The organism is Proteus sp. MB838, from assembly GCF_054767435.1.
The window spans coordinates 14,405-40,845 of sequence record NZ_BAABMO010000033.1; the positions used below are offsets into that span (position 1 = coordinate 14,405).

Here is a 26,441-nt window from a genome sequence, read left to right on the forward strand (position 1 = left end):
CAAAATAAGATAGGAATAGATATGCAACATAAAGTGGTGAGTATTGGTGATATCAAGGTAGCAAATAATTTACCCTTTGTGCTCTTTGGTGGCATGAATGTATTGGAATCGCGCGATTTAGCCATGCGTATTTGTGAGCATTACGTCACGGTTACTCAAAAATTAGATATTCCTTATGTATTTAAGGCCTCTTTTGATAAAGCAAACCGCTCATCTATCCACTCTTATCGTGGACCGGGTCTTGATGAAGGAATGAAAATTTTCCAAGAGCTAAAAGAGACTTTTGGGGTAAAAATTATCACGGATGTTCATGAACCTTCACAAGCTCAGCCTGTATCTGAAGTCGTTGATGTTATTCAGCTACCGGCATTCTTAGCGCGTCAAACCGATTTGGTTGAGGCAATGGCCAAAACCGGTGCGGTAATTAACGTGAAAAAGCCACAGTTTGTTAGCCCTGGTCAAATGGGAAATATCGTCGAGAAATTTAAAGAAGGCGGTAACGACCAAGTGATTTTATGTGACCGTGGTAGTAATTTTGGTTACGATAATTTAGTGGTCGATATGCTAGGTTTTCATGTCATGATGCAAGCCTCAGAAGGGGCTCCAGTGATTTTTGATGTTACCCACTCACTACAATGCCGTGATCCATTCGGTGCGGCTTCTGGTGGTCGTCGTGGACAAGTCGCTGAGTTAGCGCGTGCAGGTATGGCAGTGGGTCTGGCAGGGTTATTTCTTGAAGCTCATCCCGATCCTGATCATGCCCGCTGTGATGGCCCATCAGCTTTACCATTAGCTAAATTAGAACCTTTCTTAGCTCAAATTAAAGCGATTGACTCTCTGGTAAAAAGCTTCCCTGAGTTAGATACCAGTAAATAAAATTGTTATGCAACTACACACTGTAGTGAATATGTTCGGCGCTGATCTCCAGCGCCGTTATCATGAAAAAATCCACAAAATAACCCTTCATGGTGGTTTTAGTTGTCCTAATCGAGATGGCACATTAGGACGAGGAGGGTGTACATTTTGCAATGTCTCTTCTTTTGCTGATGAGCAAACGCAATATCACTCTATTGAAGAGCAAATCGCCTACCAAGCTAAGCATATTACCCGTGCTCGCCGTTATTTAGCTTATTTTCAAGCCTATACTAGTACCTATGCAGAAGTAGAACATCTACGAAAAATGTATGAAAGTGCATTATTACAAGCCAATATGGTTGGATTATGTGTGGGAACACGCCCTGATTGTGTGCCCGTCAGTGTGTTAGATCTACTGCAAGGCTATTGCGAACAAGGTTATGAAGTATGGTTAGAGTTAGGATTACAAACTGCACATAATAAGACATTAAAGCATATTAATCGTGGTCATGATTTTCAATGTTATCAAGCAACCACAAAAGAAGCGCGTCGACGAGGTTTAAAAGTGTGTACGCATCTTATTATCGGTTTACCTCGTGAAGATCATCAGTTAAATATGCAAACCTTAGAGCAGGTAGTAGAAACCGGTGTTGATGGACTAAAATTACACCCTTTACACATAGTTGAGGGGAGTACGATAGCCAAAGCATGGAAAGCAGGGCGTATTCGTGCATTAACACAACAACAATATGTTTATACTGCTGGTGAAATAATCCGTCATACTCCTGCAGAAGTTATTTATCATCGTGTTTGTGCCAGTGCCAGAAAACCTACTTTATTAGCCCCTGAATGGTGTGAAAATCACTGGTTGGGTATGAATGCACTCTATCAATACTTATTAGAAAAAGGCGTACAAGGTAGTGGGATAAATAACCCTTTTGTGGCTAATTGTAAATAATTATCCACTCAACATAAAATCACTTGTAACTTTTTTAATCATACTGTACAGCTTTGAAGCTGTACAAAGGAGGTTGCTATGGCTCAAGCACTAGTAGAAAACAGTGAACGAGTGTCAATTCGTATCACTACAGAAGATAAATCACTGCTGGTTCGTGCTGCTAGTTTGGAAAATACAAACTTAACAGAGTTTGTACTTCGTAACATTGTACCTGTAGCTCGGCAAGTTATTGAAAATAATGAGCGTTTAAAATTATCAGGAAAAGACACATTACGTGTTATGGAACTTTTAGATAATCCACCAAAGCCTAATGCTAAACTACTTGCAGCGGCTTTTGCTCTACCGGTCAATGCATGACAATACCAAATTGATTAAATCCCCTCTTTCTTTATTAATTTCCTTTAAAACCATTTATCTGCACTTTCAATGGCAAATAAAATATAAATAATAACTTAATAATTAAGCCCTTAATTAAATAGTGTAAATTAAGGGCTTAAAGATTTTTATAATTAATAATTAAAAAACTACTGAATTAATTCCATATCATCCAGCGCTTTTTGTAGCGAAGGATAAAAATTAAGTGTGCCATCAATTGGCGTTACTCGTGCTCTTGCTAATGTCTTTAATGGCTGGAAGGGAATATCACAAACAATAATATGAGTATCATGTTGCACATCCGCCACAAAGTGTTGGAAAGCATGTAATCCCCCAGCATCTAATACAGGTACAGCATCCCACTGCATAATAAGAGTTTTATATCCTTTACTACGTTCACGTAATTCATTAAAAATACGCTCGGCGGCAGCAAAGAATAGCGGACCATTAACACGCACAACTAATAATTGTTTATCATCATCAGTATAAGTTGATTCTGTTATTTTAGTCATATTAGCAATACGACGCATAAATAATAAAGAGGCTAATACAATGCCGATAGTGATCGCAATAACCATATCAAACAGCACGGTAAGCGATAAACATAATACTAAAACGATAATATCGTCTTTTGGTGCATGACGAATAAGATCGATAACTTTACGAGCTTCACTCATATTCCATGCAACAATTAATAACAATGCAGACATTGCTGCTAATGGTAAATAAGAGAGAAAAGGCGCTAAAACCAGTAAAGTTACTAAAACTAATAAAGAGTGCACAATCGCAGATACAGGGGACGTTGCACCGGCACGTACGTTTGCCGCTGAGCGGGCAATAGCCGCAGTTGCGGTGATCCCACCAAAGAAAGGTGCTACAATATTACCAATACCTTGACCGACTAACTCACCATTAGAGTGATGTTTTTTCCCCGTCATACCATCAAGCACCACAGCACAGAGGAGTGATTCAATCGCACCTAACATTGCCATTGAAAAAGCGGCGGGTAATAACGCACTGACCGTGCTCCAATTTAATGCAATAGACTCACCACTACTGGGTAAATTCCACGGTAGCACAAATTGTGGCAGGATCGGCGGAATACCTTGTCCTGTTGAACCATCAGGCAATAGATAGCTAAATTGTGAACCAATGGTGGCAACATCATGGCCAAATAAATTAACTATCCCCATAACAGCCGTACCGGCAATTAATGCTGGTAAATGGCCGGGAAGGCGTAAATTCAATTTAGGCCAATAAATTAATACTAAGAGAGTGGTTGCACCTATTAATGTATCTCCAAGATGGATTGTCGGTAGAGCGGCACCTAGAGCAATTACTTTATCAATATAGGTTTCTGGGACATGCGACATTTCTAAGCCAAAGAAATCTTTGATCTGCATGGTGGCGATAGTGATGGCAATCCCCGAAGTAAATCCTAATGTGACAGAAACGGGAATATATTCAATGAGCTTACCAAAACGAGCTAACCCCATAACCACTAAAATAATCCCAGACATCAAAGTGGCAATTAATAGCCCACTTAAACCAAATTGTTGTGAAACAGGATAAAGTATCACCACAAAGGCGGCAGTAGGCCCTGAAACACTGTAGCGAGAGCCACCTGTTACAGCGATAATAATACCGGCAATAGCTGCGGTATAAAGACCGTATTGCGGGGGAACACCGCTACCAATAGCCAATGCCATTGCCAGTGGTATTGCGATAATGCCGACGGTGATCCCTGCAATAATATCTTTTAATAAACGGGCAAAAGAGTAAGGCTCTTTTACACATGCATCAATAAATGCACTAAAGGGGCGAACCCGGTTAACTTTATGCGTTTTCATTTAGGCTTAAACCAAAATAAGAAGTCAAATGCCGAATAAAGGCGATAAAAAAGAGCAGAAAGGATATCGCTTTTATTTGCTAATAATAATGTGATATATCAAATTATTAAACACTATCTTAATACTTAGCGAAAATTAAAGCAATTAATTGAAAAACTTAAGCAAAAGAGATAACGTTATGTAACGTATTGTATTTATTCTGTTACTTTCATGAAAAAGAAGTTTGACGTTATTCTATAAATTATATAAAGCGTTTTATTTTAGAATAATTGTCATTAAAAATAGTAATGTATAAAAATAGCTAAAAAGTATTTTATAAAATAAAGGAAAAAACAATTCTATAAATAAAGCTAATTAATGTATATGAAAAAGAGCATTTTTATTAAATAGATTAATTAAGTATCTAGAATCAGTTAATAGCAACGTATATAAAAACAATCACAATAAATTTATTATTACAATTTTAGTACTGGTAGCAAGCAGAACTTTGTCGCTGTATAGATGCTGTATAGATTAAGGACAGCAAGACAAAAAAACGCCTAGTTTTTTAACTAGGCGCTTTCTTAGAAGATGGCGGTGAGAGAGGGATTCGAACCCTCGATACGTTGCCGTATACACACTTTCCAGGCGTGCTCCTTCAGCCTCTCGGACATCTCACCGTATTGTGGTTAAACATGGCATTCATGCTCAACGGGGCGCTACTATAGGGAAAAGAGTGATAAGCGTCAACAGCTAAATGCGTTTTTTCCTTAACTTTTGTGCCAACCAGTCAAATAAAAAACAATATGAACAAGGCTTAAGCAAATAATGTGATCTCTTTTGAGATGTAACATCCATTTTTTAGCTAAATTTCGTTAGCTGGTTAACATTATCAACATTTTTCTTAACAACTTTTTCAAACAGACTTGAAATAAAAGCATAACCCTCGCACCCTATGGTAAAAATGCTGGAGGAAGGCAAAAATGAATATTATTTTTTATCATCCTTTTTTTGATGCAAATACATGGATAAGTGGAATGAAAGCACGACTTCCTGACGCGCATATTCGTGTTTGGGAGCATGGTGATGATAAGCCTGCTGATTATGCAATGGTCTGGCTTCCTCCCTATGAAATGTTAGCAAGCCGTAACCAATTAAAAGGTATTTTTGCCCTTGGTGCGGGTGTTGATGCCATTTTAAAGCAAGAGCAACAAAAACCAGGCACATTACCCGCTGGGGTTCCGGTAATGCGCTTAGAAGACACGGGTATGGGTTTGCAAATGCAAGAGTATGCCATTGCTAAAGTGATGTATTATTTTCGCCGTATGGATGATTATAAACGTCAACAATCACAACGCTTATGGAAACAACTCCCCGCACATACTTATGATAATTTTGTTATTGGTGTTTTGGGTGCAGGTGCATTAGGCGCAAGTGTAGCGACTAAGCTTGCTGAACTTGGTTTTAACGTGCGTTGCTGGAGTCGTAGTAAAAAGCAAATTAATCAGGTAGAGAGTTTTTATGGTAACGCTCAACTGAGCGATTTTGTTAAAGAGTGTCAGTTGTTAATCAATCTATTACCTTATACACCACAAACTCATGGTATTTTAAATTTCTCGCTTTTTGAACAGCTTAAACCTTCTTCTTATTTAATTAATTTGGCAAGGGGAGCACATCTTGTTGATCAAGATCTGCTAGAAGCTATCGATCAAGGTTATATTGCTGATGCCTCTTTAGATGTATTTAGCCAAGAGCCATTACCGGGTATGCATCCGTTTTGGACTCATCCTCGTATCTCTATTACACCGCATATTGCTGCTTTTACTATTCCAGATATTGCAATGGATACAATTGTTGAAAATATTCAACGTATTGAAAAGGGCGAAACACCTTTTGGTGTTGTGGATATGAAAAGTGGCTATTAAATAATATAGATATAATATATATATAAATAGACAATAAATTTTATTTTATTGTCTATTTTTTTTCCTAAACTTTCAAAAAAAGAACTTTTTCTAAATTTTAGATAATATAATAAAAAATAGGCTATAAAAGATATCTCTTATAATATGTCTTATCGATGATACCTCATCTGCTTGAAATGTTGAGGTGTTTATGATTGATAAAATAATGACATATGTTAATAAGTTAACAGAGGTTGGTGTTTTTAATAATTATAAATCAACAAATTATATTTCCGATGTGTCTAATACCCCTGCTGTATATAATACAAATATTAAACAGTTTAGCTTAAATAATGTAAATAATTATGTTTATCTTGGATCAACAAATAGTCCACTACTTAATAATATGGGAATTACCCTTGATGATGATGGAACCTTAATGTTAATAAAAGGGAAAACATATGATTTATTTACCGGATTAATTCAAAAGTACTTTAATGGAGGTTTTAAATATAATGTATTTCATATCAACTCTCAACATGGTGATGATATAAAATTTAAAGAACTATATGTCGATTATAATGGGTTTTTAATTGGGAGTAAGAGAGATAGTTCAGGAAATAATAATGAACTTTATAAAATAAAGTTTAAAAAGATTGAAGGTGAATATAATTTAAGCGATGACGCCACCGATAATACTAATATTAATTTTATTATTGAATATGAAAAATATGAAATAGAAGATAGTTTAAAACATGATTTATCTAATATTAATAATATTATAGAGAAAGAAGAAGGAAATGTATTAAAAATAAATAGAGAAGGGATGCCTATTACTATAAATTTACAAGATAATAAACTTTTTACATATGGCTTACCACCAACGCTAATGCCTAAAGAGGATGACGTAGATGGTAAGAGTAAAAAAAATGAAATAAAATTGCCATTAAAATCAAAAGATAAAATATTAGCGATAAAACCGGTGTTAAATAAAATCCAACTTGTGGTTGATAAAGGTAATAAAATAAAAATATATTACTTTGATCCTCTGCATATTTTTGCATTAAAAGATTATCATTATGAAATCACTCGTTTAACTCAAGAGCCACCGTTATCTTTTTATTCAATGGTTGGAGAAAATAACTATAAAAACTATCACTCAGGACAGCCATTTTCTACTCAAAAAATAGGTAATTTTAGTGCTAAAAATATTCCCTTTTTTTCGTCGGCTATTGATAATGCAAGGGTTCACTTTGATAGAGCAAAACAACAATATGCATTAAAAAAATATGGTGCAATGGTAAAAGATATCGCGAAAAGTCTTGATCCTGGTTTTAGAGGGATGTTTTCTACTATAAAAGCTATAGTTAATTCTGCTACATTACCGAGAACAATTAAAACAGATGCTCTAAATGATGTAAAAAAAGCGATTAAACATGATTATCATCTGCTTAATAAATATATTACTGGAATTAACAATGGTAAATCTCAAGGTGAGGTTGTTTATTCTTTAGTAGAACAATTAAATGATAAAGAGAGTATTACAATTAGCCAATATAATGATATCCGTGCATTCTTTGGCATTAGTGCATTTAATTTACCTAAAAGCATTGATGTAAATGCATTTCTTTTAGCTAATTATGCAAAAACACATGCTCTGACAATCTCAAAAAATAAGCAAGATGAAGTTGTATTCTCATTTGTAAATAAAATGGATGCGGGGATTGCTACGGGCTTATCTGCTGGGGTTTTTAGCTATGATCAAAAATGGAGAGAAGGGCCGATTGATTATGGTTTTGTTACACCGTTAATGGCCAGTGTGATACTCGATTATCATTATGAAAAAAAATCTAATTTTTCATTTAAAATTCAACCAAAAGATTTAGTCGAATTTATTAATCAAGGGGTATCTCTTACAGAGAGTGAACTTAAGGATAATGCAACGCTGGAATTTAATAGAACACAAAACGCGTCATTAGGTGTTGAACTTAGAAGTGAAGCTAGTTTTGATGTGGGAGTTTCTGCTAATGAAAATATAGAATTAAATTTACCGAGAAATGCGGTTGGTGCTAATCTCTCTTTAAAAATAATAAATGTCATTCACAATATAAATAAATTTATTGGTCATGGAGAGACCAAAGCAAAACAGTTGGAAAAAAATGTTGATGTTGAGTATTTTAGTGGAAGTTTTGAATTATACCGAGATTTAAAATTTACACCTTCAGCGACAAAAGCATCGCATAATATTCACTGGTATCCATTGACATCATTGAAAAATTTTGAAGTCATGTTAGAAAAAAGAGTTAATTCACTATTTAAACATAGAATTTATGATGGCAAAATAAAACAAGACAAAAAAGAATTTGAAGCACATAAAAATAATTTAAAAGGACTTTATAAAAGAGTACTTAAAATAAATAAGCTATTTGATAAATACCCCGTTCAATACGATGTTAAAAGAAGTATAAATAAACTTGATCATGTTTATTTGCAGTTGGATGCAAATAAGAAATTAAAAAACAAACTAAATCCACAATTGATGGAGAATGATCTTTCTCTCAAGAGTGATGTAATAGATAACTCAATAGATCTAGTACACAATAATAACAGAGTACAACAATTCTTAGCTGATTTAACAGAAAAGAAAAAAATACTTTCTTCACAGCAAAAAAATAATATGAATGAAAAATTTACGCCATATTTTATTTCTAAATATCAGCTAAATAGTGAGGGGAGAGCGCGTTATACAGTGCTTGAAACTCAACTGGAAGAGCTTATCAATGAGGTGAAAACCGATGAAAATCTAACAGTTAATGATATAAAAGATAAATTAGATAATTTCTATAATAATGCGAAACAAGAGTTAAATAATATTGTATATCAGCTTAATTCAATAGATGTGATGTCTATAAGTGAACTCGCTGATAAAGCAAAATCATTTCCTCTTGCTTTTTTACGATTAGAAAGCAAAAAGTCTATTATGCATCATCAAGTTAAAGGTGAAATTAATTTTTTATATGATGAATATGAAAAGCAATTGGATAAAATAACTACCAATTATTATTTTCAGTAAACCATTTATTTTTCTTATCTTTGTTTGGGGTGATGTATAACGCAATATATTATTATTCAATGCTTTTTAGTTTTTTATAGTAGCCCTCTATGGAATAATATCTTATATTTCAATGTGTTTTTCTTTTTTATAGAGTTTAGTTCTAATAAATTCATGTAATCGAAAGGATAAGTTTATTAGATTGTCATTTGGCCTAATATGGTGCTATAAGATAGTTTCCCCTGTTAATCAGACAATATGACTAATGAATATAGCAAGTCTTCTTGAACAAATTGCAGATAAAGGTTGGTGTGTATGGGATGATTTCCTTACACCTGAGGCGGTTAAACAATTGCGTGCTTGTTTTGGTAATGATGCACAACAAGCACGTATAGGACGTCATGAAAACCTATTAGCAGAAACCACGATACGCAGTGATAAAATTCGTTGGTTAGAGCCGCAAATGGGAGAGCCAGTTCAACATTATCTTATGCAAATGGAAAGCATTCAACGAGCAGTTAATCGTGAGTTCTTTTTAGGGCTGTTTGAATATGAAGCGCATTTCGCTTGTTATGAAAAAGGTGCTTTCTATAAAAAACATCTTGATGCATTTAAAGAAAATGTCACAAGACGTTTAACGACAGTGTTATATCTTAATGATGAATGGACACAACAAGATGGTGGAGAGCTAGTTATCTATGATCTGGATGATAATCAATTAGCGACAGTCGCCCCTCAAGGTGGTCGTTTAGTGGTTTTTCTTTCAGAACAATTTCCACATGAAGTATTACCTACTCATAAAGAAAGGATCAGTATTGCAGGGTGGTTTCGAGTTAATGGTGTCAGAGATAATTTTCTCGATATCGCCAGCTAAATGATGCAATAAAGTGTTATTGTCGTAATAGAAATAACATGGGATTAGGCGCGTTTCTTATATTAGGCTATATAGCTTAATGATAAGAGCGCGCTTTTTCTGTTATTAATGACTGAAAATAATGTGTAATTAATGGAATAGAGTGAAAAGAGAATAAAGAAAATTGTTGATTTTCTGGTGGTTAACAGGACAATAAAACCAAACTTTATGGGGTAAAAATAGAATGAATGAATTTTCGATTGTCTGCCGTCTATTAGGTACATTATTTCAACGTGCACCGAGTGATGCTATTTTAGCACCGATCATAACCATGATAGCGGAAGATAAACTAAGCCAATTATGGCCATTAGAGCAAGATGAACTATTCAAAACGTTAAAAAGTAGCGTAGCTGATTTAGCGGCAGTAGAAGCTGACTACCAATCGCTTTTTGCTGACCCAATACCCGCAGTATCTCTTTATGCACATGATTACGGTGATATAAAAGAGCAAGATATTCGTCAATTCTTAGTCACTCGAGGTATGCCTGTCACCGGATCAGCGACAGATAGCTTTGGTGCGTTGTTACTTGCCGCTTCTTGGCTTGAAGATAATGCCGCACAAGATGAAGTATTAGCACAAACACAGCTATTTGATAACTATCTATTACCTTGGGCGGGAACTTTTTTAGGTAAGGTTGAAGCGCATGCTAAAACAAATTTTTATCGTACTTTAGCAGCAATTACGCGTGGGGCACTTTCTGCATTACGAGAAGAATTATCAGATGAAGAAGACGAAAAATAAATAATCAAATCCTATAATAAAAATGTTGATGTTTTGAACGGCACCCTAGAATAGCTATCTTATTTGGGTGCCGTTCCGCTTATTGCGCATGTTATGGCTAGAAAATAATTAATTCATATCAGTATTAATCCTATGAATCATCATCATGATTAATATTCAATATATATTATAATTATTTATATTTATAAAAACCAATGCCCTTATTACGATAAAAATATTTAATTAACCATTTTGTGATTAAAGTTGGATCACAAACTTACCCGGTTTAACTTCAATCCCTTTTGCTAATTTAAAGGCAGCCGCTTCTGCACTATTTTTTTCAGGGTTGAGCACATAAACAGGCTGATTATCAAAATAAGTCGCAATAGTCGTATCTAAGTAAGGTTTTAATGCCATTACAACTGGCTCCATTTTTTCAGGAGACACTTTATAGCTATCAATTTTCATTGACTTGATATATATCGCCCCAAGCTCTGCTTGATAAAAGGGCTGGCCTGATAAAGTTAAATTCACATTCGCGCCAGTTTTGCCAAACAAAGAATCAATTTTAAGAGAAGCACTACCAGAAAAGCTCACTTTTCCAGGCTCAGTACGACCAATTTTGATCGCTAAATCACTTAATGTGATATCGGCAGAAACAACACCGTCTTCCCCAATGTGTTTTTGTAATCCCGATTTTTGACTCAGATAGTCATTAATTACTTTTTCACTGACATCAAATTGTCTGATTTGATCACAGCCAGTCACTAAACTAGTTAATACAAATAAAGCAGTCAAAAAAATAGCTTTCATACACACTCCTTGATGGTAAACACGCTAAGTGTACCTGATCTCTATGGGGTAAGCATGGCTGTTTCAATTTTTTTACGATTAAATTGTCGATGTAGTGCGTAAAGGGTGATAAACCCTATTGTGCCTAATAAAAACCAAGGTAGTTCAGGCAGTTCAAGTTGTTTGCCAATATCATACATCCATCCCCCTCCGGTATAGCCAATCGCGCCACCAAAAGCTAACCCTAATCGACTAAAACCCATATAACTGCCCCGAGTACGAGGATCTGCTAAAGAGGCACTTAATGTTTCTCGAGCAGGCTCTGCGGTAATAGTGCCTAGGTAAAATAGGGTGATAATAAGAAATATGGCATGTAATGAGTGGGTGATCCCCACAGGAAACATACTGATACTCATCAGAAATAATCCTGCCATTAAGCGTTGTTCTAGGCGAAAATGTTTTTCACTCCAACGGGCAATAGGGTAAAGCAGTGTTAATGATAATAAAGCTTCAATCGCATACATCCATTTTACTGCGCTAGGGGTGCCGGCAATTTCATTAACAACAATCGGAAACATCAGCATAACTTGTACCGACAGTACAAAGTATCCCGTAAGAGTAAGAACATACTGAACAAAACGTTTATCAAGAATAACGCGTTTTAGCCCTTCTTTTATCGGTGTTCTCGTGGTTGATATACGATAGGCAGGTAGTAACCAAGCATTAAAAATAGCCGCAAGAACGAATACGCCAGCGCCAACCCAACAAACTAAATGGAAATCATAAAGGAGTAACCAACTGCCAATTAAAGCCCCAATAACGGCACCCGCACTATCTTGCATTAATAATAAAGAATAAAACCGACCCCGTTCATAAGGGCGAGTTAATTTTATCACGAGGGCAGTTCTTGGCGGATCAAATAAAGTGCCACCGAGTGCAGATAAAATACAAGATAACCAAAGGATCCAAGGTTCATCCGCTAAAGCCATTAATGCAAAGCCAAGAGCACGTAATAGCATACCGGTAATAATCATCGGCTTAGCACCAAATCGGTCGGCGATGGCACCGCCAAAAATGCCTAAGCCTTGCTGTACAAGTTGTCTTAACCCAAGGGCAAAGCCGACAATCACACCCGCCCAGCCTAATTGCTCAACAAACCGAATTGATATTAAAGGGAATACGACAAAAAATCCTAAAACAACCAGCATATTGTCAAGGAGGAGAAAGTATTTCCCTAAGGTGCGAGCTTGTGTTACCAGTGCCATTATTCACCATAAGTTAAACAAATGATTTAAAATAAATAAAAGGGAGGGCAAAGACAGAGCTTTGTTTATCTATTCTGTCTGTTAATTTTATTAATTGATAGCTTATTATAGATGATATTTTTTTATTGATGATAATGCTAGAAATAGTAGGATTACTTCAGAATAAGATTAATCAAAAATACAACAGGACTGATATGTTTGGTTATCGTAGTGGGATCCCTAAAGTTCGTTTTGAAACGAAAAGAATGATCGTTCGCTTAGCTTATGAAAGAGATGCAGAGAAGTTAGCTAATTACTATACACTAAACCGCCATTTCTTGATCCCTTGGGAGTCAGTAAGAGATAAATCGCACTATTTACCTTCAGGGTGGGAGCACCGCTTACTTTATATAAATGAATTGCACCGCCAAGAGAGTGCTTTTCATTTTCTATTATTGACGCCAAAAGAAGATGAAGTCATAGGGGTTGCTAATTACAGCAATGTCATGCGTGGTGCTTTTAATGCCTGCTTTTTAGGTTATTCCGTCGGTGAGAAGTGGCAAGGGCAAGGCTATATGTCAGAAGCATTGCATGAAACATTACGCTTTATGCAACGTCAACAAGGAATGCATCGTATTATGGCAAATTATATGCCTCATAATTTACGCAGTGGTAATTTATTGGCTAAACATGGCTTTGAACGAGAAGGTTACGCTAAAAATTATCTGCAGATAAATCAAGAATGGCGTGATCATGTACTTACCGCATTAACAACTCGTCCTTTTCCCAAAGGATAATGGCGAATATACATTAAAATATTGAGTTTTTTGACTAAGGTGAACTATTTTTTGATCAAAAAAACAGTTAAGTGTATTCCTAGCAAGTTGATGATTGATTTTTCAGTGTGAGAGACGGAGTATAGTCTCTTTCTTTTTATTCCTTACCACAACAAACACTAGAATGAACTATGAATTTACTTAAATCACTGGCTGCAGTGAGTTCGATGACGATGTTTTCACGAGTACTGGGCTTTATTCGTGATGCGATTATTGCGCGTATTTTTGGTGCAGGTATGGCAACCGATGCCTTTTTTGTTGCATTTAAACTACCTAATCTATTGCGACGCATTTTTGCCGAAGGCGCATTTTCACAGGCATTTGTTCCTATTTTAGCGGAGTATAAAAGTCAACAGGGAGAAGAGGCAACTCGTACTTTTATTGCTTATGTATCGGGAATGCTGACGTTGATCTTAGCGATTGTCACAGTAATAGGGATAGTTGCCGCACCGTGGGTTATTTATATTACGGCACCCGGTTTTGCTGATTCAGCGGATAAATTCCAACTCACAACGGATCTATTGAAAATCACCTTTCCCTATATTTTATTAATTTCATTAGCATCATTAACAGGGTCTATTTTAAATACTTGGAATCGCTTTTCTGTTCCAGCTTTTGCACCTACGTTGTTAAACGTGAGTATGATCTTTTTTGCTCTCGTTGTTGCTCCTTATTGTGATCCACCTATTATGGCGCTTGCTTGGGCTGTTTTAGCAGGAGGAATTTTACAGTTGGGGTATCAACTTCCGCATCTGAAAAAAATAGGGATGTTGGTATTACCGCGGATCTCGTTTAAAAATAGCGGAGTGTGGCGTGTTATTAAATTGATGGGACCCGCTATTTTAGGGGTTTCTGTCAGCCAAATTTCGCTGATCATCAATACTATTTTTGCCTCATTCTTGGTGTCTGGCTCAGTCTCTTGGATGTATTACGCCGATCGCCTAATGGAGCTTCCTACTGGTGTGTTAGGGGTGGCATTAGGAACAATTCTATTACCTTCATTATCTAAAAGTTTTGCCAGCGGCAACACACAAGAATATCAGAAATTAATGGATTGGGGATTAAGGCTTTGTTTTTTATTGGCTTTACCTTGTACCTTGGGTTTAGCTTTATTATCAGGCCCTTTAACCATTTCGTTATTTCAATATGGTAATTTTAATGGGCACGATGCGCTAATGACTCAACAAGCATTAGTGGCGTATTGCATTGGGTTAATGGGGTTAATTATTATAAAAATATTAGCACCGGGCTTTTATTCTCGCCAAGATATTAAAACCCCGGTTAAAATTGCCATTGCAACGCTTATTTTGACTCAATTAATGAACCTTGCTTTTGTTGGGAGTTTAAAGCATGTGGGACTGGCTCTTTCGATTGGATTAGCCGCTTGTTTTAATGCAGGAATGCTATTTTGGCAAATCCGTAAACAAGAAATTTATCAACCATTAGCGGGTTGGCCTATCTTTTTATTAAAACTTGCTATTGCGTTAGCTGTGATGAGTGCTGTATTAGTCGGCATGCTATGGGTGATGCCTGATTGGCAACAAGGGAATATGCTAATGCGTATTTTACGTTTATTACTTGTTGTTGTGGCAGGTGCCGCAAGTTATTTTGTCACTTTATATGCTGTTGGATTTAGACCGAAACATTTTTCTCTACGAGCATTATAATTTTATTGTCAAACTGGCGCCCCACTGAGTGTAACAAAGTGGGGCGTTGTCTATTTATTACCACTATTTAACATCACCTATAGTTAGTGTTTTTCTCTTATTTTAGACAAAAAATATTGTTATCTAGATCACATTTATACCATGTAATTTACGCAATAAAATACATGATTAAATTTTCTAGCGAATAGTCGTGAAGGAAAACAAGAGATAAACATTTATTTTTTTATTAATTTTTTTTCTGTCAAATAAATAAATTTTCCATTTTTTGCCTATATTAGCCTATATTTAACCGTTAATTAATAAGAAAAACTTAACATATTTTAAAGGTGATGGGTTTAGACAAATTGTGTACTTTAAGTAATATTTTACATAAAGTAAAAAAATAGACGCTATTTTCTAGCAACTTACGCTTTGACAAATTATCTTTTTTTAGATAAACTCTCTTGTGTTGTTTAGGTTTAAAAATTGACACATCTGTTAAATATTTCTTACTAAATGATGAGATATTACGAATATTTCAAAATGTTGAGCTATATTTTAAAACATTTGAATTCTTTGATTTGAGACATATTATTATTTTTTCATTCAGGTAGATTAACAGTGACTGTAAAGTTATTTGCTTGTTATCGTTCAGTACTACTGAAAGCAATCATATCTATTTTGTCTGCGCTTCGGATAGATAATGCGATTGCTAGGGATAAGCAGTGAACAGTAGATTGTGTTAATAATGAAATTTATTTTGGATCTGTGATTGGTAAGTAGTTATAACTACTCATTTTAGGTCTAAAACCTGATAGTGGTTTTTTCATTTCTCCCGTCTTTGTTTTCTGTTTTTCCCTCTCTTTTCTTATTCTTGAATACCTTTCTTTATTTTTTCTATTAATAGCTCTATAACGCAAATTATTTTCTATCTAATTTATTATAATTAACTAAGCTATCAAGCGTTATAACCGTTGAATATGTAGAATAAAAACTACTAAATAATCATTTAACGAGTATTTTATCACACTAAAAAATAAAGTGTGTTTTAGGAGCGATTATGAAAAAGGCCATTATCCTTTCGGTGTCATTAGCCACATTATTTCTTGCTGGTTGCACTGCAGATGGAAAAATCAAAACCTCTCAACTGACACCCGTTAACTGTGTCGGCGTATTTAATAAAACTAATGAACAAGTCAGCTTTACGGCAAAAGATGTTGATCAGCGCTTATACAGCCCAGATAAGCCAATAGACAGTGTTGATGGCTGGATTGATGTTAAAGATGTTTCTGGTCTTCTCTGTGAGGATGTGATCACGGCTAATGAAGACTAGTGATATTAGCATCAAGGCATGGTTTATTGTTAGTTAAGATAGTAACGGTTAATCAACTCGCTATTAAGTTTCTATCTATTAAATTTCTATAATGAAAAACCGATGGTGATTTCACCATCGGTTTTTTTAGATAAATATAATGGCTTAATTACATTCTATCGACAGTTTCAATACCTAAAGTCTCTAAGCCTTGCTTTAAGGTTCTTGCTGTTAAACGTGCTAGCTTAAGACGGCTTTGGCGTACATTGTCATCTTCGGCCGATAGAATAGGGCAGTTCTCGTAAAAACCTGAGAAGGACTGCGCTAAATCATATAAGTATGCACACATCACATGAGGTGTACCTTCACGTGCAACCTGCGTGATAGTCTCGTCAAACTGTACTAAACGTAGTGCCAGTTGTTTTTCATGAGGCTGTGTTAATGAGATAGGCTGGGTTAATGCGCTTTCATCTATTTCTGCACGTTTAAAGATAGAGGCAACACGAGTATAGGCATATTGCATATAAGGTGCAGTATTACCTTCAAAACTTAACATCAGATCCCAATCGAAAATATAATCGGTGGTTCTGTTTTTTGATAAATCTGCGTATTTAACAGCACCAATGCCCACTACACGAGCAATATTATTTAATTCCTCTTCATCCATATCAGGATTTTTTTCGCGAATTAATGTTAATGCTCTTTCATGAGCCTCATCGAGTAAGTCAGTTAAACGTACTGTGCCACCCGAGCGCGTTTTAAATGGACGCCCATCTTTACCTAACATCATGCCAAACATATGGTGTTCGAGTGACATACTATCAGGAATATAGCCTGCTTTACGGACAATAGTCCAAGCTTGCATTAAATGCTGATGTTGACGTGAGTCGATGTAATATAATACGCGGTTTGCATGTAATTGTTCATGGCGATATTTAGCACAGGCAATATCCGTTGTTGTATAAAGGTAACCACCATCTTTTTTCTGGATAATGACTCCCATTGGTTCGCCTTCCTTGTTTTTATATTCATCAAGGAAAACAACAGTAGCGCCTTCACTTTCAACAGCAAGACCTTTTGCTTTAAGATCAGCAACAATACCCGGCAACATTGGGTTATAAAGACTTTCACCCATAATATCATCTTCGGTTAAAGTGACATTAAGACGTTGATAAGTTAGCTGATTTTGTTGCATTGTGATATCGACAAGCTTACGCCACATAGTACGGCAGTATTCATCACCACCTTGTAGTCTAACGACATAATTACGGGCACGTTCAGCGAATACTTCATCTTCGTCATAACATTTCTTAGCTTCACGGTAAAACTCTTCGAGATCCGCTAATGCCATATCTGCGGCATTTTCATTTTGCTTTTTCTCTAAATAAGCAATCAGCATACCGAATTGCGTACCCCAATCACCAAGGTGATTAGCGCGAATAACATTATGACCTAAAAAAGAGAGAGTACGTGCGCTGGCATCACCAATAATGGTTGAACGCAAGTGACCCACATGCATTTGCTTTGCAACGTTAGGTGATGAGTAGTCAATCACAATCGTTTCAGGGGTTACCTTGGTAATATTAAGGTGCTCATCCGCTAATGCGAATTCGGCTTGTTGTGCAACCCAAATGGGTGATAAGAAGATATTGATAAAACCAGGGCCTGCTATTTCAACTTTATCTGCAATATCTGTGATATCAAGGTGTTCCAGAATTTTTTCTGCGAGTTGTCGGGGTGGGATACCCATTTTTTTTGCCGCTCCCATGACACCATTCGCCTGATAGTCACCAAATTGCACTTTAGCTGACTGACGGACAAGTGGTTCGCTATCAGCAGGGGCGCCAGCAGCGCTCATCGCCATACTGATTTTTTCTGAAAGAAAAGCCTGAATATTCACCGGGTTACCTTAAATTATTGAGAAAATAAAACCTGACGACATTAGCCAGACAGGTTTTTATAAAGAATATGAATTTAACCTTGAATTTATAACATATTCTAGCTAGAACATGCTACTATCTGCGCCTTATCTTTAAGGGTTTTTCTCTGTTTTTTCTCTTAGGTTACTTATCATGGTGCTTTTTTCCGCAATTCCTTTCTTAAATAACTTAACGCAAGAGCTTCCTCTATTTGCAAAAAATTTAGCTCTACTGGCGAATAAACTATCCCTCGACCTTGATGCTTATCAAACCGATCATATATCGTTACGTTGTCACGATTTGGCGTTAGCAGAACAGTGGCGTAATGGCTTAAGTCAATGTGGCGAGTGTATTTCAGATAATATGATTAATGGGCGACCTATTTATCTCTTTAAGCTAGCCTCACCTTTAACACTGTTAGGCCAGCAAATATCTATTGTTGAGTTACCTTATCCAACAGATAAAAAATACCAATATCAAGGTTGGGAACATATTGAACAGGTAATAAATGTTGCTCCTGAAAAATTAGTTGAAAAGGTGATGACATTATTACCCCATCCTTTACCTGAAGGGATTAAAATTAAAATAAGTGAACCTAAAGCTGAAAAAGAACGTTTACCTAATCCAACCGTTGCCATAACCGATGGTATCGTTACCATAAAGTATCACCCATATTCCTTACTGAAAATTGTAGAAAGTGAGTGTTGAACAACATTTTTAGAAAATAAATTGCTTGTATCAGCACAAAATTCTGATATTGGAATTGAATGAGTAACGATATTCGACAACTATTATTAACAATTACTGATAGTAGTTGCTGAGAAATATCGTTATTTTCTAATTGCTTTCTGTATTAAGGATAGAGAGGGGTGGTATGGCAAAACTGGAGATTTGCTGCTTTGGTGCAGAATGCGCACTGATCGCAGAACGTTCGGGGGCTGATAGAATTGAGCTGTGTACAAGCCCGTCAGAAGGGGGTGTAACACCGAGTTATGGAATATTAAAACAAGTCATAGATCTCGTTCGTATCCCCGTTCATCCTATTATTCGTCCGCGTGGTGGTGATTTTTGTTATAGCCAAGCCGATTTTGCTGCGATGAAAAACGATATCAGTATGATCCGTGATATGGGTTTTTCCGGTGCTGTGGTTGGTATATTAAATGAAGAAGGTCACATTGATTTACCTAAAATGGCGATTTTGATGGAATTAGCAGGGCCTTTAGCCATTACGTTTCATCGCGCTTTTGATATGTGTATTAATCCATTGCTAGCGTTAGATCAGCTGACTCAATTAGGTGTTGCTCGTATTTTAACTTCAGGTCAGCAAGCTAATGCTGAATTAGGCTTACCTCTATTAAGAACACTGAATGAAAAAACCCAAGGGCCGATTATCATGGCGGGGGCGGGAGTTCGTTTAAGTAATATTCAGAAATTTTTAGACTCGGGATTACAAGAGATCCATAGCTCAGCGGGCAAACAAGCACCCTCGACAATGAATTATCGTAAAGCGGGGGTCACCATGAGTTCAGACAGCGAAGTGGATGAATTTACCCATTATTGTGTGGATGAAGATGTGGTGGGGGCAATGAAGGATATTATGAGTATTTATACAACATCTGTTAATTAATATAATCTTTTATAAATCGAAAGGGAGTGATAGTGTTTCACTCCCTTTATTAAATTTATTGACCAATAGCTAGATTATTAATAGCCAGACCAATCCAAGATGGAACGGGGCGATGTTTTCCGTCAGGTTGTGTTATCAAAGAGCACCACAAACCTGCTTCGTTACAAGATGAATCAGGCCTTGTATCACCTCTTACTGTGAATTCATCTGCCTTTAAAGCCAGCGCAGCTGAGCCACCGCCATCTAACTCCATAGATTGCGCAATGCTAAGGCCATAATATAAATGATGCAGATCATTGCGGCTTATTCCCTCTCTATAACTGCCACCTTGGAAAATATAAATAAGGCTATTGTTATCATCGGCACCCATTGCGAGTCGGGTTGTCTCTGAATCGCCAGAATCAGGGGTAGGAAGCGGTGTTAATCCGCGAACAGGTAAACCGGATCCTGATATAGCAATAAAGTGATATCCTGATAAAGAGAGTTCATTAGCATACAGTTCAATCGCAGGATCAGATACTTTTTTGCTATAGTAGATATCTATCCTAGATGTTTGATCTAACACCCAAAACAGTGCATCTAATGCGATTTGTTCATTATTGTTATTGATAAAGTAATTAGGCCCTGCAAAAAACTGATTGGGCTCGTTATGAGTACCATGAGTGGGCCCTTGCGCGATATTATCGTAATATATCCCTAATGGCACTGAGCAAAGATTACTCTGCCAAGTGGTGTTATTGAGTTGAGGACGAACATCAAAATAGTTTGCATTTAAAGCCACTAACGGTTTATCTAGTTTGTTCCATGCCTGTTCTGGGGTATAAAGCTCCGCTGTCTGTGAAGTGCCATCCTGTGTTTTAGCATTTGTATTACCTTCGCAGCGGGCTGCCTCGCCTTGATGAGTATCACCTAATAGATGAGGAATAAGGTATTTTTCTTTTTCATGGATCCTAGGAATAATCAGTAGATTGCCGTTATTGGCTAATGTATAGGTTCCTGAGCCTGCATTCATTGGTATTTCATAATGACCACCAAAAACGATATGACTTGGTTTTCCTGTTGTTAATGTTTCTGATTTTGCGTTCTCAATGAGAGAAAGCATTGCATTATAGGTGATATGAGATTCGATATAAGCCTCGCCATTACGAGCATTATCCCCTGTTATCTGAAATGAACCTACTGCTTTACCATGCTCCCTAAAAATAAGCCATATCTGTTTTATATCTACGTTATAATCTCCCGAACGCACTGCGCTAAACTGCAATCTCTGCACATGTTCATCTATGTTATTAATATTTTCTGTTGATCTTATTTCTTGTGTTTTCCCTGTTAATTTATGAGTGGCATTGGCGATAATATCAATAGTTATCCCATCGTATTTCGCCCCTTTAAAGGATATCTTGTGTAGATAAACATCGATAAATAATGGTCTTAGATCTTTTCTATCACAAATATCAGTACTTAACTTTAAACTGACCGATTTATTATTGATATTTCGATTAGACATATTCACTTCTTTTCTTCCCCAGCAATTCCATTTTGCTGCTGGCGCGGGACTATTATCTTGCTTTGATGGCACAGTGGCAGAGAAGGCAGGAAATATACTGCACCCTATAATAATGGCTAATAAATAATGTTTTAACATAAAGTTTTCTCCATTTGGCTAACAATAATTTGATAAAAATTAAAATAGATCTTCATTAATAATGAATAAGTTAAAGATTAAAGTTAGCAAATGTTTTACTGCTTTTTATATTATAAAATTCCTCACAGTGGAGAATTTTATTGAAATAGTGTTTATTAAGTTAAGTTTTATAATTAACAGACTGTTAAAAATAAATATCCAAAAAATCAAATAAAACAATAGAAACTGCTAATAATGTTTATCGTTAAGATTAAAACAAAAAGATTATTAGCAATAAAGACGCTAAAGTTTTTTATTGTTTCTAGCGTCTATACTGTTTTAACGTGGGAGCTAATTAGTTTGGTATGTTGCTATTAGAGTAATAATGTATTTGTTATACCACATTGTTTAACAAAATCTTCATCGTGAGAGATTAATAATAATGTTCCTTGATATTGAAATAATAAATTTTCCAATAACTGTTTAGAGTCTAAATCTAAATAATTATCTGGTTCATCTAATAATAAAACGGCAGGGGGTTGAGGACTATAAATTAATGCTAATAGTGTTGCTTTTAATTGCTCACCGCCACTGAGTGTTTCTAAAGGAAATAAAGACTTGTTACCTCGAATACGTAACATGCCCAGTTTTGTGCGCCACTGCTCAATGGTCATTAATGGCTGGTATTGATATAACGCTTCAGCAACGGGTAATGATTTATCTAATAAAGTTAAATGTTGATCAAGATAGCAATAATTTGGGTTGAGACGATATTCGCCGGATAACGGGGATAGCTTGCCCATTAAACATTTTAATAAGGTTGACTTACCGCTGCCATTTTTACCTTGTATATGCCAATGTTCACCACCATAAGCGGAAAAGGAGTAGGGAGTTTGCTTGCCAAAAGGTAAAACAATCTCTGTGGCAAATACATTTAACCGATGGCCATCGCCTTGATAGTTTAATATTAATTTTTGCTGATGAATATGAGTTAACTCCTGTTCTAACTGTTGTTTTTGTGACTGCATATCATCCATAACGCGCTGATGTCGTTTAGCTATTGATGACTGTTTTTTCTCAGCTCGATTGGTTTGCATATCAAGAAGTAACAGTGATTGAGAGCCGCTGTTTCTTATCTTTTCACCTTGTTTACGTCGCTGTAATGCTTTTTGTAATGTTACATGTTGTTGGCGTTTTTCCTGTTTTATTTGACTATTGATACGCTCATTTGCAGCTTCGATTGAGGCTATTTGCGCATTTTTTTGTGTTTCATAAAGCGAATAATTACCGCCATATTCTTGTAAGCCTTTTTCACTCAGTTCAAATATATTTTCAGCATAAGATAATAAATGTCGATTATGGCTAATAAATAATACACCTGATTTATGATGCATTAATTGTTCAACGAGCCATTGCTGACCTTGATGATCGAGATGGTTATCTGGTTCATCTAATAATAGAAAATGATCGTCATGTAAAAAAGCCTGACATAATGCTAAACGCGTTTGCTCACCACCACTTAAGTGGGGAATAGGTGTATCAAGTGAAACCGGCAGTTGTGCTGAATGAAGTAAATTTTGCCAAGTCATGGGCAAATGCCACTTATCTTCAAGTAACTCAAAATCTTCTAATGAAGCACTGCCGTTATCAACCCGCTTAAATGCTTGAAAAAAAGTATCTATACCTAAAGCATCAGCAATGGTGTTACCTGTTAGGCGAGTAAGCTGATCGACATGAATAAAAGGCATACGCCACATGATATGGCCTGATGAAGGCAATAGTTTTTGTGCTAACAATTTTAACAGCACCGATTTTCCTTTACCGTTCTGACCAATTAAAGCATTTCTTTGGCAAGCCAGTGAATGAGTCAGCGGTGGGAAAAGCGCTTCTTGATTGAATTCAATATTAAGCTGAGAAAATTGACAGGCGATCGTCATAATTAAGCCTCCTAAAAAATAGGTGGCAGACAGCAATGATCTTAATTGAGTTTATAGAGCAATAAACGAGTGTCTGCCAGTAACAGAAAATGGATACCAAAACGGTATTGAGAGAATTTTCTGGCAGAATTTAGTTCATTGTAGGGAAGTACCTCTTGGAGAGAAAAAAGATAAAATCATGAAGAATTATAATGACAAAAAAACCTTAATCAATACTCATATAAAATTTATTGTTTATAGACACGGGGATTTTATATAAACAGAAAATAAAACCAACAGGTTATAAAAAGGGTATTATTGATAAATACCCTTTTTATAGAAATGACTCGTGGTTAATTAAGGTTTAGTCGCAATTAAAATTGCCCGTTTAGGCGCTGGATAGCCTTCAACGGTTTTGGTGTGATCGAGAGGATCTAAGAATGCTTCTAATGAATCAGTCACCATCCAATCCGTTTTACGTTGTTCTTCGAGTGATGTGACATTTTCATCAACAATGCGTACATCTTTAAAACCGCATTTTTCTAACCATACTTTAAGCATTTTGGCTGACGGTATAAAGTACACATTACGCATCTGTGCATAACGCTCACCAGGAATTAAACATTGGAACTCATCACCATCAATCACAAGACTCTCTAATACTAATTCACCACCAGAAACGAGCTGATTTTTCAATTGCCAAAGATGATCAAGTGGTGAACGACGGTGGTAAAGAACCCCCATTGAAAATACCGTATCAAAAGCATTTAGTTCTGGCATTTGTTCAATGCCGACAGGGATTAAATGGGCACGTTGATCGTTACCTAATAATTTTCTGACTGCTTCAAATTGGCATAAAAAGAGCTGAGTGGGATCGATACCGACAACAAAATCAGCCCCTTCACCAAGCATCCGCCACATATGATAACCACTGCCACAACCAACATCTAAAACTAATCGGCCTTTAAGAGGCGAAAGATGGGGCAATACGCGATCCCATTTCCAATCTGAACGCCATTCAGTATCAATATTGACACCATAAAGAGAAAAAGGGCCTTTGCGCCATGGCATTAACGCTTTTAGAATATTCGTTAAACCAAGTTGTTCACCGGTACTTAATGCTGGGGTTTTATTGGCGATAACACCTTGCTTTAAATTAAGTTCAGTGGGAGTAATCTCAGGTAAGTTTTCCAGCATTCTTTCCCATGAAGCAAAATGGCCATGTAAAGCATGGGCGCGCCATTCTGATAATTGTGCCGGCAGCGTATCAAGCCAATGAAATAACCGTTCATCTTGCGCAATATGTTGATAAAATGAGCTAAAATTTATCATGATTATTCGCCTTTAATGGCTAACAGAGAGCCAAAATTAAAACATTGGAACCAAACTTCAGCATGAGGAAAGCCTGCTTGATGTAAGCGTGATTTATGTGTTTCAACAGGATCAGTGAGCATCACATTTTCTAACATACTACGTTTTTGACTAATCTCTAATTCACTGTAGCCATTAGCACGTTTAAAGTCGTGGTGCATATTAAACAGTAATTCACCAATTTGTTTATCTTGAAAACTGAATTTTTCTGATAACACTAAAACCCCACCAGGATTTAACCCTTGGTAAATTCGATTTAATAATCTTTGGCGATTATCAGGGGCTAAAAATTGTAAGGTGAAATTAAGGACAACCATTGAGGCATTATTAATGTCAATATCAAGGATATCGCCTTCAATAATTTCAACGGGTGTTGCTGCTTTATAAGCATCAATATGACGTTGACAACGCTCAACCATCGCAGGTGAATTATCAACACCAATAATTTTACATCCCGCTACATCGATATTACGACGCATGGAAAGGGTAGCAGCACCTAACGAACATCCTAAGTCATAAACTTGGCTGTGAGGGGTGACAAAACGACCCGCTAACATGCCTATCATGGAAATAATATTGGAGTAACCGGGCACTGAGCGTTTGATCATATCAGGAAACACTTCAGCGACTTTTTCATCAAAGCGCCAGTCACCAAGATTAGCAATAGGTGTCGCAAATAAGTTGTCTTGTGGTGCTGATTTTGAATTAGACATAACTAAAATAGACTTAAAGAATAAAAGAAGCGGGTATTCTACCAGAAGCGACGTTGCTCACAAAGTTGCATTATTTAGAAATAAATTAGAAAAACAGGTAAACCTTTTCGATACCTTGCCGTTATTAGACTCAACAGCAAGGATGTCTATTGTGATCATGGATGATCATATTTTCCTTGTGGTATTAATAGTAGAAGGAAAAAATTTGTATCCAAGGAAGGAAGTAAATATTAGCAAGGATCATTAAGACCATTGATAAATAGGTTGCGGCCATACCAGAGCGACGCCAGCGTATCTCGCGGTGTTTCAACCCGTAAGAGTGAAGAAGACGACCGGCTATTAAAATGGAGCCACAAATATGTACCATCCAAACAAAGGCGCCATTCATTTCCATGATAAGTAATAAGATCATAGAAATAGGGATGTATTCCACTGCATTACCATGGACGCGAATAGCGGTTTGTAACTCATAAAAACCACCATCACCGTATGCAACTCGATATTGTGTTCTAAGTTTTACAACATTTAGGGACAATTTAATCAATAATAGTGCGCCCAATACGATATAAAGCGAGCTAACCATCTTTTCTCCATTGCCAAAACTAAAAAAACGGCGAATTTAATGATAAACCTCAAAGCGATTTATGTCGCTATAAATAATTATTATTAATTAATTATTTGGGGATTAGCAAATCCTTGAAAAGATGTATCATATAATCTAGGTCTATACTCTTATCGTCGGGAAGAATTTTCGTTATAATGTCTGCCTTTTTTTTGACACTACTCGAAAAAGACTATTGCCAAAATTTCCGCAGCAGAAAGCACAACAAGCTG

Annotated in this window: 21 protein-coding genes and 1 tRNA gene; 12 read left to right on the plus strand and 10 right to left on the minus strand. The window is 36.2% G+C overall.

Going from position 1 to position 26,441, the window contains the following annotated elements:
* Positions 1–21: 21 nt before the first annotated feature.
* The 3 genes from kdsA to ACYUCW_RS13850 all read left to right on the plus strand — a co-directional run bounded on the left by kdsA (position 22) and on the right by ACYUCW_RS13850 (position 2,170).
* Positions 22–876, plus strand: coding sequence for a 3-deoxy-8-phosphooctulonate synthase (gene kdsA / locus ACYUCW_RS13840; RefSeq protein ID WP_004242689.1), 855 nt, complete (start codon positions 22–24; stop codon positions 874–876).
* A 7-nt stretch (positions 877–883) separates the two neighbouring features.
* On the plus strand, positions 884–1,813 hold the full coding sequence (gene mnmL, locus ACYUCW_RS13845; RefSeq protein ID WP_017628160.1) for a tRNA modification radical SAM protein MnmL/YtqA: 930 nt from the start codon (positions 884–886) through the stop codon (positions 1,811–1,813).
* Positions 1,814–1,891: 78 nt separating this feature from the next.
* Complete coding sequence (locus ACYUCW_RS13850; protein ID WP_004242693.1) at positions 1,892–2,170, plus strand: type II toxin-antitoxin system TacA family antitoxin; 279 nt, start codon at positions 1,892–1,894, stop codon at positions 2,168–2,170.
* 167 nt (positions 2,171–2,337) lie between these two features.
* Here ACYUCW_RS13850 and dauA read toward each other — a convergent pair whose 3' ends face one another.
* Together dauA and ACYUCW_RS13860 are read right to left on the minus strand one after the other, a co-directional pair.
* Positions 2,338–4,038, minus strand: a complete 1,701-nt coding sequence (dauA, locus tag ACYUCW_RS13855) for a C4-dicarboxylic acid transporter DauA (RefSeq protein ID WP_004242694.1) — start codon at positions 4,036–4,038, stop codon at positions 2,338–2,340.
* A gap of 571 nt (positions 4,039–4,609) precedes the next feature.
* Positions 4,610–4,697 (minus strand) — tRNA-Ser (locus ACYUCW_RS13860).
* Between the two features lie 303 nt (positions 4,698–5,000).
* On the opposite strand from ACYUCW_RS13860, the gene ghrA reads away from it, so the two are divergent.
* The 4 genes from ghrA (at position 5,001) to ACYUCW_RS13880 (ending at position 10,628) form a co-directional block, all read left to right on the plus strand.
* Positions 5,001–5,942: a glyoxylate/hydroxypyruvate reductase GhrA gene (ghrA, locus tag ACYUCW_RS13865; RefSeq protein ID WP_036971640.1), complete on the plus strand. Its 942-nt coding sequence runs from the start codon at positions 5,001–5,003 to the stop codon at positions 5,940–5,942.
* A gap of 190 nt (positions 5,943–6,132) precedes the next feature.
* Complete coding sequence (locus ACYUCW_RS13870) at positions 6,133–8,994, plus strand: hypothetical protein (RefSeq protein ID WP_036918238.1); 2,862 nt, start codon at positions 6,133–6,135, stop codon at positions 8,992–8,994.
* 244 nt (positions 8,995–9,238) lie between these two features.
* Entirely contained in the window at positions 9,239–9,847 is a 609-nt protein-coding gene (locus ACYUCW_RS13875; RefSeq protein ID WP_036918240.1) for a 2OG-Fe(II) oxygenase, read from the plus strand.
* A 223-nt stretch (positions 9,848–10,070) separates the two neighbouring features.
* Positions 10,071–10,628, plus strand: coding sequence for a TorD/DmsD family molecular chaperone (locus ACYUCW_RS13880; RefSeq protein ID WP_004247971.1), 558 nt, complete (start codon positions 10,071–10,073; stop codon positions 10,626–10,628).
* A 237-nt stretch (positions 10,629–10,865) separates the two neighbouring features.
* On the opposite strand, the gene ACYUCW_RS13885 is transcribed toward ACYUCW_RS13880, so the two are convergent.
* Positions 10,866–11,420 carry a lipoprotein gene (locus tag ACYUCW_RS13885; protein ID WP_063215634.1) on the minus strand — a complete coding sequence of 185 codons (555 nt, stop codon included), beginning with the start codon at positions 11,418–11,420 and terminating at the stop codon, positions 10,866–10,868.
* A gap of 41 nt (positions 11,421–11,461) precedes the next feature.
* A complete protein-coding gene (mdtH, locus tag ACYUCW_RS13890; protein ID WP_163748535.1) occupies positions 11,462–12,664 on the minus strand; it encodes a multidrug efflux MFS transporter MdtH in 1,203 nt (400 codons plus the stop codon).
* Positions 12,665–12,858: 194 nt separating this feature from the next.
* Between mdtH and rimJ the strand changes: the two genes are divergently transcribed.
* The 3 genes from rimJ (at position 12,859) to ACYUCW_RS13905 (ending at position 16,458) form a co-directional block, all read left to right on the plus strand.
* Positions 12,859–13,440 carry a ribosomal protein S5-alanine N-acetyltransferase gene (rimJ, locus tag ACYUCW_RS13895; RefSeq protein ID WP_460408818.1) on the plus strand — a complete coding sequence of 194 codons (582 nt, stop codon included), beginning with the start codon at positions 12,859–12,861 and terminating at the stop codon, positions 13,438–13,440.
* Between the two features lie 170 nt (positions 13,441–13,610).
* Positions 13,611–15,146, plus strand: coding sequence for a murein biosynthesis integral membrane protein MurJ (murJ, locus tag ACYUCW_RS13900; protein ID WP_049203849.1), 1,536 nt, complete (start codon positions 13,611–13,613; stop codon positions 15,144–15,146).
* 1,039 nt (positions 15,147–16,185) lie between these two features.
* Positions 16,186–16,458 carry a hypothetical protein gene (locus ACYUCW_RS13905; RefSeq protein ID WP_004247976.1) on the plus strand — a complete coding sequence of 91 codons (273 nt, stop codon included), beginning with the start codon at positions 16,186–16,188 and terminating at the stop codon, positions 16,456–16,458.
* Between the two features lie 148 nt (positions 16,459–16,606).
* Here the strand turns inward: ACYUCW_RS13905 and argS are convergent, their stop codons facing one another.
* A complete protein-coding gene (gene argS / locus ACYUCW_RS13910) occupies positions 16,607–18,337 on the minus strand; it encodes an arginine--tRNA ligase (protein ID WP_460408820.1) in 1,731 nt (576 codons plus the stop codon).
* A gap of 172 nt (positions 18,338–18,509) precedes the next feature.
* On the opposite strand from argS, the gene ACYUCW_RS13915 reads away from it, so the two are divergent.
* A complete protein-coding gene (locus tag ACYUCW_RS13915; protein ID WP_063215633.1) occupies positions 18,510–19,064 on the plus strand; it encodes a VOC family protein in 555 nt (184 codons plus the stop codon).
* Positions 19,065–19,230: 166 nt separating this feature from the next.
* Positions 19,231–19,983 (plus strand): copper homeostasis protein CutC, encoded by a 753-nt coding sequence (gene cutC, locus ACYUCW_RS13920; protein WP_004242710.1) that lies wholly within the window; start codon positions 19,231–19,233, stop codon positions 19,981–19,983.
* Between the two features lie 55 nt (positions 19,984–20,038).
* On the opposite strand, the gene ACYUCW_RS13925 is transcribed toward cutC, so the two are convergent.
* The 5 genes from ACYUCW_RS13925 to ACYUCW_RS13945 form a co-directional block, all read right to left on the minus strand.
* Complete coding sequence (locus tag ACYUCW_RS13925; RefSeq protein ID WP_004242712.1) at positions 20,039–21,628, minus strand: phosphodiester glycosidase family protein; 1,590 nt, start codon at positions 21,626–21,628, stop codon at positions 20,039–20,041.
* Between the two features lie 353 nt (positions 21,629–21,981).
* The gene (locus ACYUCW_RS13930; protein WP_161742512.1) at positions 21,982–23,544 is read right to left on the minus strand and encodes an ATP-binding cassette domain-containing protein; all 1,563 of its coding nucleotides are present in this window, start codon (positions 23,542–23,544) and stop codon (positions 21,982–21,984) included.
* Positions 23,545–23,880: 336 nt separating this feature from the next.
* Complete coding sequence (gene cmoB / locus ACYUCW_RS13935) at positions 23,881–24,855, minus strand: tRNA 5-methoxyuridine(34)/uridine 5-oxyacetic acid(34) synthase CmoB (protein WP_004242717.1); 975 nt, start codon at positions 24,853–24,855, stop codon at positions 23,881–23,883.
* Between the two features lie 2 nt (positions 24,856–24,857).
* Positions 24,858–25,607 carry a carboxy-S-adenosyl-L-methionine synthase CmoA gene (gene cmoA / locus ACYUCW_RS13940; protein ID WP_004242718.1) on the minus strand — a complete coding sequence of 250 codons (750 nt, stop codon included), beginning with the start codon at positions 25,605–25,607 and terminating at the stop codon, positions 24,858–24,860.
* Positions 25,608–25,791: 184 nt separating this feature from the next.
* On the minus strand, positions 25,792–26,190 hold the full coding sequence (locus ACYUCW_RS13945) for an MAPEG family protein (protein ID WP_004242719.1): 399 nt from the start codon (positions 26,188–26,190) through the stop codon (positions 25,792–25,794).
* Positions 26,191–26,441 lie beyond the last annotated feature (251 nt).